This is a genomic window from Pseudomonas sp. CFBP 13711 (genome assembly GCF_014842265.1).
Taxonomy (GTDB): Bacteria; Pseudomonadota; Gammaproteobacteria; order Pseudomonadales; family Pseudomonadaceae; genus Aquipseudomonas.
In genome coordinates this window covers 150,432-167,456 of record NZ_JACYVI010000012.1, presented here as the reverse complement: position 1 = coordinate 167,456, position 17,025 = coordinate 150,432, and the positions used below count along the sequence as shown (strand labels likewise).

Here is a 17,025-nt window from a genome sequence, read left to right as displayed (position 1 = left end):
TTTGCGGTCGATGATGATAGTTTGTCGGCATCGTTGTAGATCATCTGGCACATATGCACGAGCAGTGCTCCAGAGCGGGTCGCGTACTTTCTTTTGTTAACGTGGCGGGTAGCCGCCATGAATCATTCGGTGAGGTGTCTGCTTGATTAGGGTGCTGGTTGTCGATGACCACGATCTGGTTCGGACAGGTATCACGCGCATGTTGGCCGACATCGAAGGCTTGCAGGTGGTGGGGCAGGCCGAGTCCGGTGAAGAGTCGTTGCAGAAGGCCCGTGAGCTGAAACCCGACGTCGTGCTGATGGACGTGAAGATGCCTGGCATCGGTGGACTGGAAGCCACGCGCAAGCTCATCCGCAGCCACCCCGACATGAAGGTGGTGGCGGTCACGGTGTGCGAAGAAGACCCGTTTCCCACACGGCTGCTGCAGGCCGGCGCGGCGGGATACATGACCAAGGGCGCCGGTCTGACCGAGATGGTTCAGGCCATTCGCCTGGTGTTCGCAGGGCAGCGCTACATCAGCCCGCAGATCGCTCAGCAACTGGCACTTAAATCGTTCCAGCCGCAGACCAGCAATTCGCCGTTCGATCTCTTGTCCGAGCGGGAAATCCAGATTGCCCTTATGATTGTCGGCTGCCAGAAAGTGCAGACGATTTCCGACAAGCTTTGCCTGTCCCCCAAAACCGTGAATACCTACCGGTACCGCATATTCGAGAAGCTGTCGATCAGCAGTGACGTTGAGCTGGCCCTGCTGGCCGTTCGTCATGGCATGGTCGACGCCAGCGCATAAATGACCCAGCCGTTTGATCCCAGTGCTTTTCTGTCCACCTGCAGTGGCCGCCCCGGCGTATATCGGATGTTCGATATCGACGGCAAGCTGCTGTACGTCGGCAAGGCCAAGAATTTAAAGAAACGCCTCGCCAGCTATTTCCGCAAGACCGGCCACGCCCCGAAAACAGGCGCATTGGTCGCGCGGATCGCTCAGGTTGAAACCACCATCACCGCCAACGAAACCGAGGCGCTGCTGCTGGAACAAACCCTGATCAAGGAGTCGCGGCCGCCGTACAACATCCTGCTGCGCGACGACAAATCCTACCCCTACGTGCACCTGTCCGACGGCGAATTTCCCCGGCTCAGCATTCATCGTGGCGCTAAAAAGGCCAAGGGCCGCTACTTCGGGCCTTACCCCAGCGCCGGCGCCATTCGCGAAAGCCTGAGCATTCTGCAGAAGACCTTTCACGTTCGTCAGTGCGAAGACAGCTTCTACAAGAACCGCACGCGGCCTTGCCTGCAGTACCAGATCAAGCGCTGCAAGGCGCCGTGCGTGAACCTGGTGGAGCCGCAGATCTACAACGAGGACGTGCGTCACTCGGTGATGTTTCTGGAAGGCCGCAGTAATGCCCTCACCGACGAACTCAATGCGCTGATGGAAAAGTCGGCAATGAACCTCGATTTCGAGCACGCGGCCGAGCTGCGCGACCAGATCGGCCTGCTGCGCCGCGTCCAGGATCAGCAGAGCATGGACGGCGGTAACGGCGACGTCGATGTCGTGGCGGCGTTCGTCAATCCGGGCGGCGCCTGCGTCCATCTGATCAGTGTGCGTGGCGGGCGGGTGTTGGGCAGCAAGAATTTCTTCCCTCAGGTCGGGATCGAGGAGGAGGTGGGCGAGGTGATGTCCGCCTTCCTTGCCCAGTATTTCCTGGGCGGTGGCGAGCGCGAATTGCCCGGCGAAGTCATCGTCAACGTGGTCAGCGAGGATTTCCCTGCGCTGATCGACGCCATCGATGCGTCACGCGGCCGCGAAATCATCATCAGCCATCGGGTGCGTGGCACCCGTGCGCGCTGGCAGCAACTCGCCGTGACCAATGCCGAGCAGGCACTGATGGCGCGCCTCGCCAACCGGCAGCACGTCACTGCGCGTTTTGAAGCGTTGGCCCAAGTGCTCAAACTCGAGGAGCCGCCGCAGCGTCTGGAATGCTATGACATCAGCCATTCCAGTGGCGAAGCGACGGTGGCGTCGTGCGTCGTGTTCGGTCCCGAGGGCCCGATCAAGTCGGACTACCGCCGCTACAACATTGAAGGCATCACGGCGGGGGACGACTACGCCGCCATGCACCAGGCCCTTACCCGTCGCTTCAGCAGAATCAAGGACGGCGAGGGCAAATTGCCGGACATCCTGCTGGTGGACGGCGGCAAGGGCCAGTTGAGCATGGCCCGCGACGTGATGAACGAGTTGGCGATTCCCGATCTCATTTTGCTGGGCGTCGCCAAGGGCGCTACACGCAAGGCCGGTTTCGAAACGCTCTACTTGAATGACTCGGCCCATGAGTTCACCCTCAAGGGCGATTCCCCTGCGCTGCATTTGATCCAGCAGATCCGCGACGAAGCCCATCGGTTTGCCATCACCGGGCACCGTGCGCGACGCGGTAAAACCCGTCGTACTTCAACCCTGGAAGGGGTGGCAGGCGTGGGCCCGACCCGCCGTCGCGATCTGCTCAAGCATTTCGGCGGTCTTCAGGAATTGTCCCGGGCCAGCATCGAAGAAATCGCCAAGGCGCCGGGAATCAGCAAAAAGCTCGCAGAGTCGATTTATGCAAACCTGCACAGCGAGTAGAATGCTCGCTCACCTCGTAGCCAGTTGTGCCGATGAATATCCCTAATCTGATCACCGTATTACGTGTCCTGCTGATTCCGATCTTCATTCTGTTGTTCTATCTGCCGTACCACTGGAGCTACATGGCCGCCAGTTCGGTATTTGCCTTGGCAGCCGCGACCGACTGGCTGGACGGATACCTGGCACGACGCCTGGAGCAGAGCACACCGTTCGGGGCGTTTCTCGATCCGGTGGCTGACAAACTGATGGTGGCCGTTGCGCTGGTGTTGCTGGTACAAGCCCACGCCAACCTTTGGCTCACGCTGCCCGCCGCTGTGATCATCGGCCGCGAGATTGTCATCTCGGCGCTTCGCGAGTGGATGGCCGAGCTGGGGGCGCGGGCACAAGTGGCCGTGTCAAACCTGGGCAAATGGAAAACCGCTGCACAGATGCTTGCGCTGGTCATCCTGCTGGCAAACCCGCCTGCGTTTACCTTCTGGGTGGTGTTGGGTTATGTGCTGTTGATGGTCGCGGCGGGACTTACGCTCTGGTCGATGGTGCAATACCTGCGTGCGGCATGGCCGCATCTGCGCACGACCACTGATGAAAAATAAGTATTTTTAAATCAAGGGGTTGACGGGGTCATTTGAGTGTATAGAATGGCGCACACACAAAGCGGGAATAGCTCAGTTGGTAGAGCACGACCTTGCCAAGGTCGGGGTCGCGAGTTCGAGTCTCGTTTCCCGCTCCAGTTTGTATGCGTTTAGCGGTAGTGGTTGGATCGTTGAGCGTTTGAGGCCGAGTAGCAAAATGGTTATGCCGCGGATTGCAAATCCGCTTACGCCGGTTCGATTCCGACCTCGGCCTCCACTATTAAAGCCCGTAAGATCAACGTCTTACGGGCTTTTTTGTGGGTGGCATAATGGCCAGAGTCTCCGCAACTCTGACCATCGTTTCCGCAACACGCCAAGAAACGATCGCCCACATCCCAAGCCACTCTTCTCCGTTACCGGTTCGGCGGAAGCCAAGCGCGATTTGAGCTCGATCAGATAACACCGCAGGCCATACGATCACCGCCACCGCCCAATGGCATAGGCATATCCGAGTGATTGTCGCCGCCGACATGGATCATGAGCGCGTGGCCTTTGATGTCGGCAATTTTCTTCAGGCGTGGTGCAAGCACAGGATAGTTGGCCACACCATCGGCATTGACGTAGACCGCCGGCAGATCACCCATGTGGCCATCGCCGTATGGCCCCAGATGCTTGCCGGTACTGGCTGGGTCAAAATGGCCGCCTGCTGCGAGTGCCGCCACTTTTTTGCCGTCTTTCATGCCCGAATCGCAACTCGCTTTTTCGTGAACATGAAAACCGTGAATGCCGGCGGGTAGGGATTTCAGCTCGGGGGTGAATACCAGCCCATAAGCTGTCTCGCTGATATTGACCTCGCCAACAGGCTGTGGGGCGCCATCAGCGCTCACTAGGTTCATCGGGACATTGAGCGACGCCGCCTGAGCGCTCACCGAAAATGCTCCAATCAGGCCAAGCCACAAAGCGGATTTCATAGACACCTCATTCAGTTTGTCAAAAGAAGGGAAGACAGCTGCGCCAGCGTGTCACCCTTCGCTGGGAGAGAGCATAGACAAGGTATCGAGCTTGCGACGGTAAACAAACGTAACCAATTGAATCCGAAAGCTTTGAACTTGCCTCCAGGGCTAGGGATGTATATATTCCCCACTCTTGTCAGCAGGCCTCGCGATACGACGCGCGATGGTCAAGGCTGATATGTGCTACCGCCCTGATGGTGAAATTGGTAGACACACCGGACTTAAAATCCGTCGTCCGAAAGGATGTGCCGGTTCGACTCCGGCTCGGGGCACCATTCTGAAAAAAGGCACTTGAGAGCAACCTCAAGCGCCTTTTTCGTTTCACCCCCTCAAAACCTTCCGCAAAAACGGCGCCGTCCGGCTCTCTGGCACGTCCGCAACCTGTTCAGGCGTACCACACGCCACAACATTCCCACCCTTGTCCCCGGCCCCCGGGCCGATGTCGATCACCCAGTCACTTTGCGCAACCACGCGCATTTCATGCTCCACCACAACGACGCTATGCCCTGCATCCACCAACGCATTCAACTGCGTCAGCAGTCGATCCACGTCAGTGGGGTGCAGCCCCGTGGTCGGCTCATCAAGCACGTACAACGTGGCGCCACGCTGACTGCGCTGTAGCTCCGTCGCCAGTTTGATGCGCTGAGCCTCACCGCCGGACAGTTCAGTCGCAGGCTGACCAAGGCGCAGATAGCCCAGACCAATATCACGCAGTACCGTCAGCGAACGCAGCACGCCGGGTTGTTCGGCGAACACGTCCACCGCTCGTTCAACCGTCAGCTGCAACACGTCGGCGATGCTCAAACCATTCCACTTGATGGCCAGGGTGTCCGGGTTGTAGCGGGCGCCGTGGCAGGTTGGGCAGGGCGCGTAGACGCTGGGCATGAACAGCAATTCAACGCTGACAAACCCTTCGCCTTCGCACACCGGGCAGCGGCCTTTGGCGACGTTGAAGGAGAACTGTCCGGCGTCGTAGCCGGCCTTGTGCGCATCGGGCGTCGCGGCGAACAGTTTGCGCACGTTGTCGAACAGCCCGGTGTAGGTCGCCAGGTTGGAGCGCGGGGTGCGGCCGATGGGTTTCTGGTCGACCTGCACCAGACGCTTGATCGCGCTCAATCCGCCAGCGATGTGCCCGCCGGTGGGTTGCGGCGCGTCGTCTTCGAGGCTGGATTCTTCCGCTTCGACTTCCGCGACCGGGCGTCCCAACTCCGCGCCCACCAGTTCCAGCAGCGCCTGGCTGACCAAGCTGGATTTGCCCGAGCCGGAGATGCCGGTCACGGATGTGAAGCAGCCCAGCGGAAACTCTGCGCTCAGTTCGTTGAGGTTGTTGCGGGTGATGCCTTCCAGGCGCAGCCAGTCAGTGGGCTGCCTTCTTGCGGCGCGCAACTCCGTGTGTTCAGCGAACAGATGCTGGCGGGTTTGCGACGCCTCGATTTCGGCCAGGCCTGCGGGAGGGCCGCTGTACAGCACGTGACCGCCATGCTCGCCGGCGGCGGGGCCGACGTCGATCAGCCAGTCGGCGCGGCGCATGGTTTCCAGGTCATGCTCGACGACGAACAGCGAATTGCCGGACGCCTTGAGCTGCTGGAGCGCTGTAAACAGGGCTTCGCTGTCCGCCGGGTGCAGACCCGCCGACGGCTCGTCCAGCACGTAGATTACGCCGAACAGCTGCGAGCCCAATTGTGTCGCCAGGCGCAGGCGCTGCAGTTCGCCGGACGACAGCGACGGCGTGCTGCGATCCAGCGCCAGGTAACCGAGCCCCAGCTCGGTGAGGGTGCTGACCCGCGCCAAGAGATCCTGCGCAATGCGCTGAGCGGCGAGGCGCTTTTCGACAGACAGGTTGGGCGTCGCGCGTACGTCGGGGGCGGCGTCGTGGGCCGCGCCGCCTGCACTGACCCGCTTCTTTTTCGCTTTGGCCATTTGCTCGCGATCCAGCACAGCGATGTCGCGATCTTCATCAGCGAAGACGCCCGCTGCCACCGGCCGCAGCACCTCGGCCAGCCGCAACAGCGGCATTTGCGCCAGCTCGCCGATGTCGAGGCCGGCAAAGGTCACCGACAGGGCTTCACGCTTCAGGCGTTTGCCATCGCACAACGGGCACGGGCTGCCGCGCATGAACCGCGAGACGCGCTTTTTCATCAGCGCGCTCTGCGTGGTGGCGAAGGTGTGCTGCACGTAGCGACGGGCGCCGGTGAAGGTGCCCTGGTAGCTGGGCTCGACCTTGCGCTTGATCGCCAGACGCGTCTCTTCAGGCGTCAGGCCGGCGTAGACCGGTACGTTGGGCTGTTCGTCGGTAAACAGAATCCAGTCGCGGTCCTTTTTTGGCAGGTCGCGCCACGGGGTGTCGACGTCGTAACCCAGGGTCACGAGGATGTCGCGCTGGTTCTGACCGCCCCAGGCCAAGGGCCATGCGGCGATAGCGCGCTGGCGGATGGTCAGCGAATCGTCCGGCACCATCAGCTCTTCAGGAATCTCATAGACCCGGCCCAGCCCATGGCACTCGCGGCAGGCGCCTTGGGGCAGGTTGGGCGAGAAGTCTTCGGCGTAGAGCATGGGCTGGCCGGGCGGATAAGTGCCGGCGCGGGAGTAGAGCATGCGGATCAGGCTGGACAGGGTGGTCACGCTGCCGACCGAAGAACGCGTGCTCGGCGTGCCCCGTTGTTGCTGCAGCGCAACGGCTGGCGGCAGGCCTTCGATGGAGTCGACGTCGGGCACGCCCACCTGATCGATCAGGCGTCGGGCGTAGGGCGCGACGGATTCGAAGTAGCGCCGCTGGGCTTCGGCGTACAGGGTGGAGAACGCCAGCGAGGATTTACCCGACCCCGACACGCCGGTGAACACCACCAGCGCGTCGCGGGGGATGTCGACGTCCACGTCCTTGAGGTTGTGCTCGCGGGCACCCCGAACTCGAACGAATCCGGGACGGTCGGCATCTACGGTGAAGGAAGAAGGGCGGGCGTCGTCTGGCAGGTGCGGCGGTGTGGTCATGGGTGAGGCCTTTGAATCCTGAAATACAAGAACGGGTTTACTCGGCGAGGGGCACTTTGGGGGTGTGCCCGGCGTCGTCGTGATCGCCGCCGGTCAGCGGCTCGTCCTCACGCACGTCGTCGGTGCGGTCGCGGTCATCGGCTACGTCGGCAGGGCGCGCGTCTGGGTCATTGAGTTTTTCACCGGGAATATGAGCGTCGTGGGTGGTCATGCTGTTTCTCCTGTCAGTTCTTCGGATGCTTCACGAATGACCTCGGCGGCCTGCAGGCCCTGGAGGAAACCGGCCAGCGCCACTTCCTCCAGCCGCAGGCCCTTGCGCTGGCGGATGCGCGGCAGCTTGGCCAGTTCGCCCATGGCGAAAGCTTCCAGCACGGCTGGGTGGATGTAGCATTTGCGGCAGACGGCCGGGGTGTTGCCCAACAATCTGGCGACCTCCTTGACCATGGACACAACGTGTTTCTTCGCGTCCGCCTCCGGTTCCCAGTGCAGCTTGCGCAGGGTCGCCAGGGCCATCGCGCTGCCGGCCCAGGTGCGGTAATCCTTGGCGGTGAAGTCAGCGCCGGTCAGTGTGTGCAGGTACTGGTTGATGTCGTGGGAAGAAACGGTATGCCGCTGGCCGTCGTCGTCCAGGTACTGAAAGAGGTTCTGGCCGGGCAACTCCATGCAGCGTTTGATGATATTCGCCAGGCGTCGGTCGGTGACGCTGAGTCGGTGCTCGACGCCGCTCTTGCCGCGAAACTCGAAGTAGATCTTGCTGCCCTTCACGTCGACATGTTTGTTGCGCAGCGTGGTCAGCCCGTAGGAGCGGTTGTCCCGGGCGTACTGGCTGTTGCCGATACGGATCAGCGTCTGGTCCAGCAATGACAGCACCGCCGCCATGACCTTCTCGCGGCCCATGCCGGGTTTCGCCAGTTGCGTTTCCAGCTGCTTGCGCACCTTGGGCAGCGCCTGGCCGAAGGCGATCATCCGCGAGTATTTGTTCTCGTCGCGGATCTCGCGCCAGCGCGGGTGATAGCGGTACTGCTTGCGCCCGCGGGCGTCGCGGCCAGTGGCTTGCAGATGGCCCTGGCGGTCGGCGCAGATCCACACGTCGGTGTACGCCGGGGGGATCACTAGCGCGTTGATGCGCTTGATCTCGTCCTCGTCGCGAATGCGTTGGCCGTCGATGTCGAAATAGGCGAACTTGCCGCACAGGATCTTGCGGCTGAATCCGGGCTGGCTGTCGTCGACGTAGTGCAGATCTTTGGGCAGGTCTTCGCTGTGAATTGTGTCCGGCATGAAAGGCAGTCCTAAACGCGGGGTCTTTTTGCATTGACCGTGGCGCTGCGCAGTCGTGCCGAATAATTGCGTTCTGATGAGTGCGATGGATCGGGCCTAGGCCAGCAGCGCCACCGACTTGATCTGCGCCCACAGCCGTTGACCCGGTGCCAATTGCAGCTGATCCCTGGAATAGCGGGTGATCCGCGCCAGCAGCGGCGAGCCGTCGGCATCGAGGCGGACCAGCACATGGGCGGTGTTGTCGGCAGCGATCTCTTCGATGACCGTAACCGGCAGGCGATTGAGAATGCTGCTTTGAGCGTCGGGTTGCAGGCTCAGGCTCACGTCCCGCGCCTGCACTTTGAGACGCAGCGGCTTGCCGGGCAGCAATGCCGAGTGGGCGACGCGGATGCTCAACTGGCTACGCGGCAGTTGGACGGTGATGAGCTGATACGCAGCGTCATAGGCCAGCACGCTGCCTTCGATGACCACGCCCGCGTCGTCGCCCATCGCCAGCGGCAGATCCAGCCGCGCCAGGGTCTCGCCGATGGGGCCGCTGGCCAGTGCTTTGCCGTCGCTGAGCAGCACCAGATGATCAGCCAGTCGAGCCACTTCATCCTGGGCGTGACTCACGTAGATCACCGGAATATCCAGCTCGTCATGCAGACGTTCGAGGTACGGCAGGATTTCGCTCTTGCGTTGCGCATCCAGCGCCGCCAGGGGTTCGTCCATCAGCAGCAGGCGCGGGCTGGTCAGTAACGCCCGGGCGATGCCGACCCGCTGGCGCTCGCCGCCGGACAGTTTGTCGGGCGCGCGGCTGAGCAGATGATCGATGCCCAGCAATGACGTCGCCTGTTGCAGCGTAATGCGCCTGTCGCGCTCGGGGATGCGCTTGAGCCCGAAAAGCAGATTGCCCTCGACGTCGAGGTGCGGGAACAGGCTGGCTTCCTGGAACACGTACCCTAGGGAGCGTTTGTGTGGGGGGAGAAAGACATGGTTGGCGCTGTCCTGCCAGACCTCGCCGTTGACGCGGATATAACCGTCGGCCGCCTTTTCCAGCCCGGCGATGCAACGCAGGCAAGTGGTTTTGCCAGAACCGGAATGGCCGTAGAGCGCCGTAACGCCACGACCGGGCAGGGTCAGGTCTACGTCCAGGGCGAAATCGGGGTAATCCACCTGGAGGCGCACTTCAATGTTCGCACTCATGCGCCGCTCCACGCCGAACGCGCCTTGCCGCTGGAGTACAGCGCCAGCAGCACCACAAAGGAAAACACCAGCATCGCCCCGGCCAGCCAATGGGCCTGGGCGTATTCCATGGATTCGACGTGGTTGTAGATTTGCGTGGACACGACCCGGGTTTTCTCCGGGATATTGCCGCCGATCATCAGCACCACGCCGAACTCACCCACGGTGTGAGCGAAACCCAGAATCGCCCCTGTGATAAAGCCAGGGCGCGCCAGCGGCAGGATCACCGAGAAGAACGTGTCCCAAGGGCCTGCGCGCAACGTGGCCGCCACTTCAAGGGGGCGCGGGCCGATGGCGGCGAAAGCGTTCTGCAACGGCTGCACCACGAACGGCAGGGAATACAGCACCGAGCCGATCACCAACCCGGTGAAACTGAACGTCAGCGTGCCGAGCCCCAGGCTCTGAGTCAGTTGCCCGACCGCGCCGTTCGGCCCGAGCAACAGCAACAGATAAAAGCCGATCACCGTGGGCGGCAACACCAGCGGCAATGCCACCACCGCGCCGATCGGGCCTTTCAGCCATGAGCGGGTGCGCGACAGCCACAGCCCGATGGGCGTGCCGACGATCAGCAGAATCACGGTGGTCAGGGACGCCAGTTTCAGCGTCAGCCAGATGGCCGCGAGGTCGGCACTGCCCAGCAGCATTTACAGCTGGTACCCGTAGGACTTGATGATCGCGGCGGCTTTCGGGCCCTTGAGGTAGTCCATCAGCGCCTTGGCGGCGGCGTTGTCCTTGCCCTTGTTGAGGATCACGGCGTCCTGCTTGATGGGTTCATGCAGGTTGGCGGGCACGATCCACGCCGAGCCGCCGGTCAGCTTGCCGTCCTTGAACACTTGGGAGAAGGCGACGAAACCCAGTTCCGCGTTGCCGGTCTGCACGAACTGATAGGCCTGGGCGATGCTCTGGCCTTCGACGATCTTGCTTTTGGTCGAGTCAGTCAGGCCCAGTTTGTCCAGGGTCTGAGTGGCGGCGAGGCCGTACGGAGCGGCTTTCGGGTTGGCAATCGAAAGGTGTTCAAACTTGCGGTCTTTGAGCACTTGGCCTTTGTCGTCGACGTAGCCGTCTTTGGCCGACCACAACGCGAGGGTGCCAACGGCATAGGTGAAGCGCGAGCCTTTCACCGTCTCGTTTTCGCTTTCAAGTTTCGCCGGGGTGGTGTCATCGGCGGCGAGGAAGACTTCGAACGGCGCGCCATTTTTGATCTGGGTGTAGAACTGGCCGGTCGCGCCGAACGAGGCCACGAGTGTGTGGCCCGTATCCTTTTCAAAATCCGTGGCGATGGCCTGGATCGGCGCGGTGAAATTGGCCGCGACGGCCACCTGGACTTCATCGGCAAACGCGGTGCCCGAGGACAGCGCGACAAAGGCGATGGCCAGTGAGGTGAGGGTGAAGCGGTGTGAAACTGCGCGCATGGAACGGCTCCGGGGTGGGGAACGGGCTGTGGCAAACGGGGGTGAGGAAGAACGCCAACCGGACGCCGGTCAAACGCTATGCAGCGAAATATATAGCGACTCTTCCCTGCGCGGAAGCCGGATCTTGCCGCGCTGCGTTTTAAATCGGCGGCTTAAGTCACCGGCTCAGCGCCCGGCCAGCCGTTCCAGGGCGGCGATGGCCAGCGTCCGGGTGAGTTCTTCCGCCGACAGCGAGTGCTTGATGCCCACTGCCTGACCCGCCCAGAGGTTCATGAAACCGTCGTCGCCCCGGGCTTCGGCCTTGCTGCGCAGCGGCATCAACGCGCCGCCCGCCGTGGGGAAGGCCGGCGCGGCATCGGCCATGGGTCCGATGTCAGCCATGATGCGGTTGACGATGCCCCGGGCCGGGCGGCCGGTAAAAATGTTGGTGATAGCGGTCTGGCTATCCTGCGCCCGGCTCAGTGCTGCCTGATGCAGCGCGGAAGTCTTGGCTTCCGGGGTGAACAGGTAGGCCGTGCCCACTTGCACGGCGGACGCGCCGAGCATGAACGCAGCGGCAATCCCGCGACTGTCGGCAATGCCACCGGCCGCGATGACCGGAATCTTCACGGCATCGACAATCTGCGGCACCAGCGCCATGGTCCCGACCTGGGTGTGAAGCTGATCGCTGAGGAACATGCCGCGATGCCCACCGGCCTCGTAGCCCATGGCGATGATCGCATCGCAGCCCCGCGCTTCGAGCCAAATCGCTTCTTCAACCGTGGTTGCAGAAGACAACACCTTCGCGCCGGTCGCCTTCACCCGCGCCAGCAGCGCAGCCTCGGGGAGACCGAAATGGAAGCTGACCACTTGAGGCTTCAGTTCTTCGATCAAGGCGCAGGCCGCTTCGTCAAACGGTGCGCGGTTGGACGTGGGCGTCGGCGCGTCGAAGTCTGCACCCAGTTCGTCGTAATAGGGCTTGAGCAGGTTTTTCCAGTCGGCATCCGCCTGCGGATCGGCGGGCGGAGTCGAGTGGCAGAAGAAATTCAGGTTAAGCGGCGCGTGAGTGCTCGCGCGTATTCTCGCCACTTCTTCGCGAATCTGCGCGCGGGTGAGCATGGCGCAGGGCAGCGAGGAAAGCCCACCGGCTTTGCCGACTGCGACGGCCATCGCTGAGCCGGACGCGCCGGCCATGGGTGCTTGCAGAATGGGCAGTTCGATGTCCAGCAGTTTGAGCAGGCGGGTGTCGGGCCAGGCGATCATCGGCAGAGTCTCCATAGCGAAAAGGCTGTTAAAAAGCAGCACTTAAAAAGTTGCGGTTGATTTAATAGACGCTCGGTCTAATATGCAACCCCATGAACGACATCATTGCAAAACCACGACGCCCCGGCCGCCCACCCAAAGTGGCGCGCCCCGATGACTTCGACACCCGCGAGGCGCTGATCCGTTGCGGCGTCGAGGTGCTGACCGAGCAGGGCTTCATGGCCACAGGCATCGACGGCATCCTCAAACGCGTCGGCGTGCCCAAAGGCTCTTTCTATCACTACTTCGCCAGTAAAGAGGTGTTCGGCCTCGCGGTGCTCGACAGCTACGCCGGGTACTTTGCCCGGCGCCTTGATCGCTGGATGCTGGATGAAACCCTGTCGCCGCTGGAGCGGCTGGCCGGGTTCGTTCAGGAATCAAAGGTCAACATCGCCCGCTATGAGTTCCGCCGCGGCTGTCTGGTCGGCAACATGGGCCAGGAAGTGAGCGTCCTGCCAGCGGGTTTCCGCGAGGCGCTGGAAAAGGTTTTCCTCGATTGGCAGGCGCGCCTGACGGTCTGCTTCAAGGCGGCGATTGCCGCAGGAGAACTGCCGGCGCGCACGGATTGTTCAGAGCTGGCGGCGTATTTCTGGATCGGCTGGGAGGGCGCCGTGCTGCGGGCTCGACTGGTGCAGAACGAGCAGCCGCTCAACACCTTCATCATCGGCTTTCTGCGCGGCTTGCCGGGCTGATGTTTTCAGGTTTGGTTATAGACGAGCGGTCTAAATAGGAGAGGGGCAATGTTCAAAGGCATCCTGATCAACAAAGACGACAACGGCTACCGTGCCGAGCTGGCGGACATCAATGACGGTCAGTTGCCCGAGGGCGACGTCACGGTGCGCGTCAGCCACAGCACGCTGAATTACAAGGACGGCCTGGCGATCACCGGCAAAGGGCCGACCGTGCGGCAGTTCCCAATGGTGCCCGGCGTGGATCTGGCCGGCACCGTCGAGGACAGCCGCGACCCGGACTTCAAACCTGGCGATCAGGTGTTACTGAACGGCTGGGGCGTGGGGGAAGGTCATTGGGGTGGCCTGGCACAGAAGGCGCGGCTGCAAGGCAAATGGCTGATCCCGCTGCCGAGCGCCTTTACACCGGCGCAGGCTATGGCCATCGGCACGGCGGGCTACACCGCGATGCTGGCAATCATGGCACTGGAGAGAAACGGCGTGACGCCGGACAAGGGCGAGGTGCTGGTGACCGGGGCCAACGGCGGTGTCGGCAGTTTCGCCATTGCGTTGCTGGCCAAGCTCGGTTATCGCGTCGTGGCCTCCACCGGCCGCGTGAGCGAGAGCGAATACCTGACGTCCCTCGGCGCCGCTGAAATCATCGACCGCGCGACCCTTGCCGAGCCCGGCCGCCCATTGGCCAAAGAGCGCTGGGCCGGGGCGATCGATTCGGTGGGCAGTCACACGCTCGCCAATATCTGCGCCAGCACACGGTACTGGGGCACGGTGGCGACCTGCGGCCTGGCCCAGGGCATGGACTTTCCGGCATCGGTGGCGCCGTTCATTCTGCGAGGTGTAACGCTGGCCGGTATCGACAGTGTGATGCGCCCGCGCCAGGACCGCATCGACGCCTGGGCGCGTCTGGCCCGGGATCTCGATGTCTCGCTGCTGCCGTTGATCAGCCGGGAGATCGGTTTGAGTGAAGTGGTTGAAACCGCGCAGCTGCTCATGGACGGGCAGGTGCGCGGCAGAATCGTGGTCGACACCCAGCGCTGATCAGCCGCAGGTGAAAGGGCGCACGTCCAGCACCCTGACCTGCGCCATGGCAGGGTGACGGGGGTTGAGCAGCAGGTTGCGCGTGTGGGTGATGATTGCAGAGGGCACGATCAAACCCAGTTGCTCACGCCGTTCCAGCCAGCCGCTGCCGAAATCCATGCTGGGTCTGTCCGCCGGCGTGACGTCCCAGCCGGGCGGCAGTTGGGCGAGGGCAGGCTGCCAATACAGTGCCGGGTCATCCGGCAACTGCAGGTGAACCAGCTGGAAACCAGGCTGCGGCAGGCTCGCGCACTGGACGAGAGTGTCCAGCGCGCAGCCTGACGCGCTCAGCGCCAGGTAGAGGGCAGGCTGGTCGGCATGATTCCAGCGCCCGCCGAACTGCGCGGCGCCGGTGCCGGACAGATCGTTCGCGGCATTTGCCTTGCTGATCCTCCAGGCCTGCATCAGACGACCCCGCCGTGCTGCAAGGCGCTGAGCACCCGACGTGCCTGGCGTGCGCCGATTTCGGTTTCGCACAGGGCAATGGGCGTTTGCCCATTGAGCGCGCGGTTGGACGCAATCATCCAGCGGCGGGCGGTGTTCTGGTCTTCGAAGAGTTCGGCGGCGTGGGTGGCGAGGGCGGCGACCCGGTCGAGGCGTTCGGAGCCGACGATGTCCAGCGGTCGTTGCTGACGCTGGCGGCGCTCCAGCGTGGAGACCGAAGTTGCCAATAAGGCTTCGAGCTGGCTGTTGCTGAGGCGGAAGGCATTGCGCAGCACCTTGACCCAGCCGGGCGGGAAACCCGAGCGGATGTAGTCCAGCCGTTCGGTTTCGTTGCGTGCGTTGAGCTGGTCGGCGATCAACCAGAATGAGGGGGCGGTGTCGGTTATCGCTGCTTGAAGAGTCGAAGGCACGTCCATGCTCCTTGTGAGATCCGGTGCAGGGACCTTACGCCGCTGTCAGGGTTTCTCAAGCGAGAAGCTGTTACCGGCGTTTGCATGCTTTGCTTCCCTAGTGGAGCCGGCTTTAGCCGGAAACGCCTAACGGATGGCGTACAGCGCAATCCGACAGCTGACCCTTTTCTTGACGATTTTTAATGACTCACTATGATTAACTTTAAATCACTCTCTAATCAGGACCGTCCTATCATGGCAACTTCCGCAAAGACCCGATCGGTGACGGCTCACGTTCCTGAGGCGTTGGCACAGAAAGTCGATTTGATGGCGGAGCGGCTGGAACGCTCCAAAAACTGGATCGTCAAACAGGCCCTGTCCGCCTGGATAGATCAGGAAGAAGAGCGCAGTCGCCTGACTCGCGAGGCATTGGCTGATGTTGATGCTGGTCACGTAATTGACCACCAGACCGTTCAGGCCTGGGCTGATAGCCTTAGCACCGACACGCCGTTGCCGGTTCCACACTGATGGAACTGATGTGGACGAGCAAGGCGCTTTCCGACATTGCCCGGCTCTATGAGTTTCTGGCAGCGGCCAATCAGCCTGCCGCCGCACGAACCGTGCAGCAACTCACGGCAGCACCGACTACGCTGCTCGTTAATCCACGCATCGGCGAACGCCTTGAAGAATTTGAACCGAGGGATGTGCGCAGAATCCAGATCGGCCATTACGAGATGCGCTACGAGATAGCCAATTCCACAATCTATCTGCTGCGTCTGTGGCACACCCGCGAGGATCGATAGGATCGTGGAAGCAGCGGAACTGAAGTTTGAGCTGGGCTGAAACCAATCAAAATAGCTCAGCGTGAATGCTGTGGTTCCGTTCCTTGACCTTCATGAGTGAGCAACGCGCGCTTGCGCTCCACCCCCCAACGATAACCCGACAATCCGCCGTCGCTGCGCACCACCCGGTGACAGGGAATTGCCACGGCAATCCGGTTTGCCCCGCAGGCGAGGGCGACCGCGCGACTGGCGGTCGGCGCACCGATTTGCCGGGCGATTTGTGCGTAACTGGCGGTCGTGCCCGGCGGTATCTGCGCCAGGGCCTGCCACACCCGCTGCTGAAACGCGGTGCCCTGCAAATCCAGTGGCAGGTTCAGGCCCAGCTTCGGCGCCTCGATAAACCCCACCACCTCAGCCATGAGCCGCTCGAAGTCGGCATCGCCGCCGATCAGCGTGGCGCTGTGAAACTGATCCTGCAGGTCTTGCACCAATCGATTGGGGTCATCGCCCAGCAGAATGGCGCACACGCCTCGCGCACTCTGGGCCACCAGAATCGCACCGAGAAAGCACTCCCCCACGGCAAAACGAATCTCCAGCGCGGCGCCGCCCTTGCGGTAGTCGGTGGGGCTCATGCCCAGCAGTCCGGCACTGGCTTCGTAAAAGCGGCTGTTGGAATTGAAACCGGCGTCGTAGAGGGCGTCGGTGATGCGCCCGCTGTCCGTCAGTTTGCTGCGCACCTTGTCGGCGCGGTGGGCATTGGCGTAGCCCTTGGGTGTCAGGCCGGTGACGGCTTTGAACACGCGGTGGAAATGCCAGGGGCTCATGCCGGCGTGGACGGCCAGCTCGGCGAGGGTCGGCAGCAACTCCGCGTCGGCGATCAGTCGACAGGCGCCAGCCACCACGGCAGCATGCTGTTCGGCCAGACCGGTGCGGTCGGCGGCGGCGCGTTTGCTCGGGCGAAAGCCGGCGGCCTCGGCCTCGGTGGCACTGTCGAAGAACACCACGTTTTCCGGGCGAGGCAATCGTGCGCTGCTGCTCGGGCGGCAATAGACGCCGGTGGTGCGAACGCCGTAGACAAACAGCCCGTCGGCGCTGGCGTCCCGGGACAGCACGGCGCTCCAGCGCGGGTCGAGATCGACGCTTTCGGGTGACGGATTACGCGGCTGGCGGCTCATTGGCGGCGGCTCTCTGACTGTTCACTGGCCTGTACGGTAAGCGCTGCGATGGAGGACGACACTCCGAGTCTTGCGTTCAAACTCTTGTACGCA

18 protein-coding genes and 3 tRNA genes are annotated in these 17,025 nt (G+C 62.3%); 10 read left to right on the top strand and 11 right to left on the bottom strand.

Annotation, left to right across the window (positions count from 1 at the left end; genetic code table 11):
- The first annotated feature begins 142 nt into the window (after nt 1-142).
- From gacA to IFT47_RS21215, 5 genes are all read left to right on the top strand, one after another.
- A complete protein-coding gene (gene gacA, locus IFT47_RS21235; RefSeq protein WP_065990451.1) occupies nt 143-787 on the top strand; it encodes a response regulator transcription factor GacA in 645 nt (214 codons plus the stop codon).
- Nucleotides 788-2,611 carry an excinuclease ABC subunit UvrC gene (gene uvrC / locus IFT47_RS21230; protein ID WP_192173959.1) on the top strand — a complete coding sequence of 608 codons (1,824 nt, stop codon included), beginning with the start codon at nt 788-790 and terminating at the stop codon, nt 2,609-2,611.
- A gap of 32 nt (nt 2,612-2,643) precedes the next feature.
- Nucleotides 2,644-3,204 (top strand): CDP-diacylglycerol--glycerol-3-phosphate 3-phosphatidyltransferase, encoded by a 561-nt coding sequence (pgsA, locus tag IFT47_RS21225; RefSeq protein WP_037009848.1) that lies wholly within the window; start codon nt 2,644-2,646, stop codon nt 3,202-3,204.
- 61 nt (nt 3,205-3,265) lie between these two features.
- Nucleotides 3,266-3,341 (top strand) — tRNA-Gly (locus tag IFT47_RS21220).
- 45 nt (nt 3,342-3,386) lie between these two features.
- Nucleotides 3,387-3,460: transfer RNA gene (locus IFT47_RS21215), tRNA-Cys, on the top strand.
- Between the two features lie 175 nt (nt 3,461-3,635).
- On the opposite strand, the gene sodC is transcribed toward IFT47_RS21215, so the two are convergent.
- Nucleotides 3,636-4,154 carry a superoxide dismutase family protein gene (gene sodC, locus IFT47_RS21210; RefSeq protein WP_192173958.1) on the bottom strand — a complete coding sequence of 173 codons (519 nt, stop codon included), beginning with the start codon at nt 4,152-4,154 and terminating at the stop codon, nt 3,636-3,638.
- 230 nt (nt 4,155-4,384) lie between these two features.
- Here sodC and IFT47_RS21205 point away from each other — a divergent pair.
- Nucleotides 4,385-4,471: transfer RNA gene (locus IFT47_RS21205), tRNA-Leu, on the top strand.
- A 46-nt stretch (nt 4,472-4,517) separates the two neighbouring features.
- Here the strand turns inward: IFT47_RS21205 and IFT47_RS21200 are convergent.
- From IFT47_RS21200 to IFT47_RS21170, 7 genes are all read right to left on the bottom strand, one after another.
- Entirely contained in the window at nt 4,518-7,184 is a 2,667-nt protein-coding gene (locus IFT47_RS21200; protein WP_192173957.1) for an excinuclease ABC subunit UvrA, read from the bottom strand.
- 37 nt (nt 7,185-7,221) lie between these two features.
- Nucleotides 7,222-7,395, bottom strand: a complete 174-nt coding sequence (locus IFT47_RS21195) for a hypothetical protein (RefSeq protein ID WP_192173956.1) — start codon at nt 7,393-7,395, stop codon at nt 7,222-7,224.
- Complete coding sequence (locus IFT47_RS21190) at nt 7,392-8,462, bottom strand: DNA topoisomerase IB (protein WP_192173955.1); 1,071 nt, start codon at nt 8,460-8,462, stop codon at nt 7,392-7,394. Before IFT47_RS21190 ends, IFT47_RS21195 begins: the two co-directional genes overlap by 4 nt.
- 96 nt (nt 8,463-8,558) lie before the next feature.
- Nucleotides 8,559-9,647, bottom strand: a complete 1,089-nt coding sequence (modC, locus tag IFT47_RS21185) for a molybdenum ABC transporter ATP-binding protein (RefSeq protein WP_192173954.1) — start codon at nt 9,645-9,647, stop codon at nt 8,559-8,561.
- A complete protein-coding gene (gene modB, locus IFT47_RS21180) occupies nt 9,644-10,330 on the bottom strand; it encodes a molybdate ABC transporter permease subunit (RefSeq protein WP_192173953.1) in 687 nt (228 codons plus the stop codon). Before modB ends, modC begins: the two co-directional genes overlap by 4 nt.
- Entirely contained in the window at nt 10,331-11,098 is a 768-nt protein-coding gene (gene modA, locus IFT47_RS21175) for a molybdate ABC transporter substrate-binding protein (RefSeq protein WP_192173952.1), read from the bottom strand.
- Nucleotides 11,099-11,263: 165 nt separating this feature from the next.
- On the bottom strand, nt 11,264-12,340 hold the full coding sequence (locus IFT47_RS21170) for an NAD(P)H-dependent flavin oxidoreductase (RefSeq protein ID WP_192173951.1): 1,077 nt from the start codon (nt 12,338-12,340) through the stop codon (nt 11,264-11,266).
- 92 nt (nt 12,341-12,432) lie between these two features.
- Here IFT47_RS21170 and acuR point away from each other — a divergent pair, with 92 nt between their 5' ends.
- Nucleotides 12,433-13,071: an acrylate utilization transcriptional regulator AcuR gene (gene acuR, locus IFT47_RS21165; protein ID WP_192173950.1), complete on the top strand. Its 639-nt coding sequence runs from the start codon at nt 12,433-12,435 to the stop codon at nt 13,069-13,071.
- A gap of 48 nt (nt 13,072-13,119) precedes the next feature.
- Nucleotides 13,120-14,103, top strand: a complete 984-nt coding sequence (acuI, locus tag IFT47_RS21160) for an acrylyl-CoA reductase (NADPH) (RefSeq protein WP_192173949.1) — start codon at nt 13,120-13,122, stop codon at nt 14,101-14,103.
- Here acuI and IFT47_RS21155 read toward each other — a convergent pair whose 3' ends face one another.
- Nucleotides 14,104-14,547, bottom strand: a complete 444-nt coding sequence (locus IFT47_RS21155) for an RES family NAD+ phosphorylase (RefSeq protein ID WP_192173948.1) — start codon at nt 14,545-14,547, stop codon at nt 14,104-14,106.
- A complete protein-coding gene (gene parS, locus IFT47_RS21150; protein WP_282372338.1) occupies nt 14,547-14,996 on the bottom strand; it encodes a type II RES/Xre toxin-antitoxin system antitoxin in 450 nt (149 codons plus the stop codon). The genes IFT47_RS21155 and parS overlap by 1 nt, the downstream gene beginning before the upstream one ends.
- A gap of 234 nt (nt 14,997-15,230) precedes the next feature.
- Here parS and IFT47_RS21145 point away from each other — a divergent pair, with 234 nt between their 5' ends.
- Both IFT47_RS21145 and IFT47_RS21140 read left to right on the top strand, forming a co-directional pair.
- The gene (locus IFT47_RS21145; RefSeq protein ID WP_192173946.1) at nt 15,231-15,503 is read left to right on the top strand and encodes a CopG family ribbon-helix-helix protein; all 273 of its coding nucleotides are present in this window, start codon (nt 15,231-15,233) and stop codon (nt 15,501-15,503) included.
- Entirely contained in the window at nt 15,503-15,778 is a 276-nt protein-coding gene (locus IFT47_RS21140) for a type II toxin-antitoxin system RelE/ParE family toxin (RefSeq protein WP_192173945.1), read from the top strand. Before IFT47_RS21145 ends, IFT47_RS21140 begins: the two co-directional genes overlap by 1 nt.
- A 56-nt stretch (nt 15,779-15,834) precedes the next feature.
- Here the strand turns inward: IFT47_RS21140 and ada are convergent, their stop codons facing one another.
- Complete coding sequence (gene ada / locus IFT47_RS21135) at nt 15,835-16,932, bottom strand: bifunctional DNA-binding transcriptional regulator/O6-methylguanine-DNA methyltransferase Ada (RefSeq protein WP_192173944.1); 1,098 nt, start codon at nt 16,930-16,932, stop codon at nt 15,835-15,837.
- Nucleotides 16,933-17,025 lie beyond the last annotated feature (93 nt).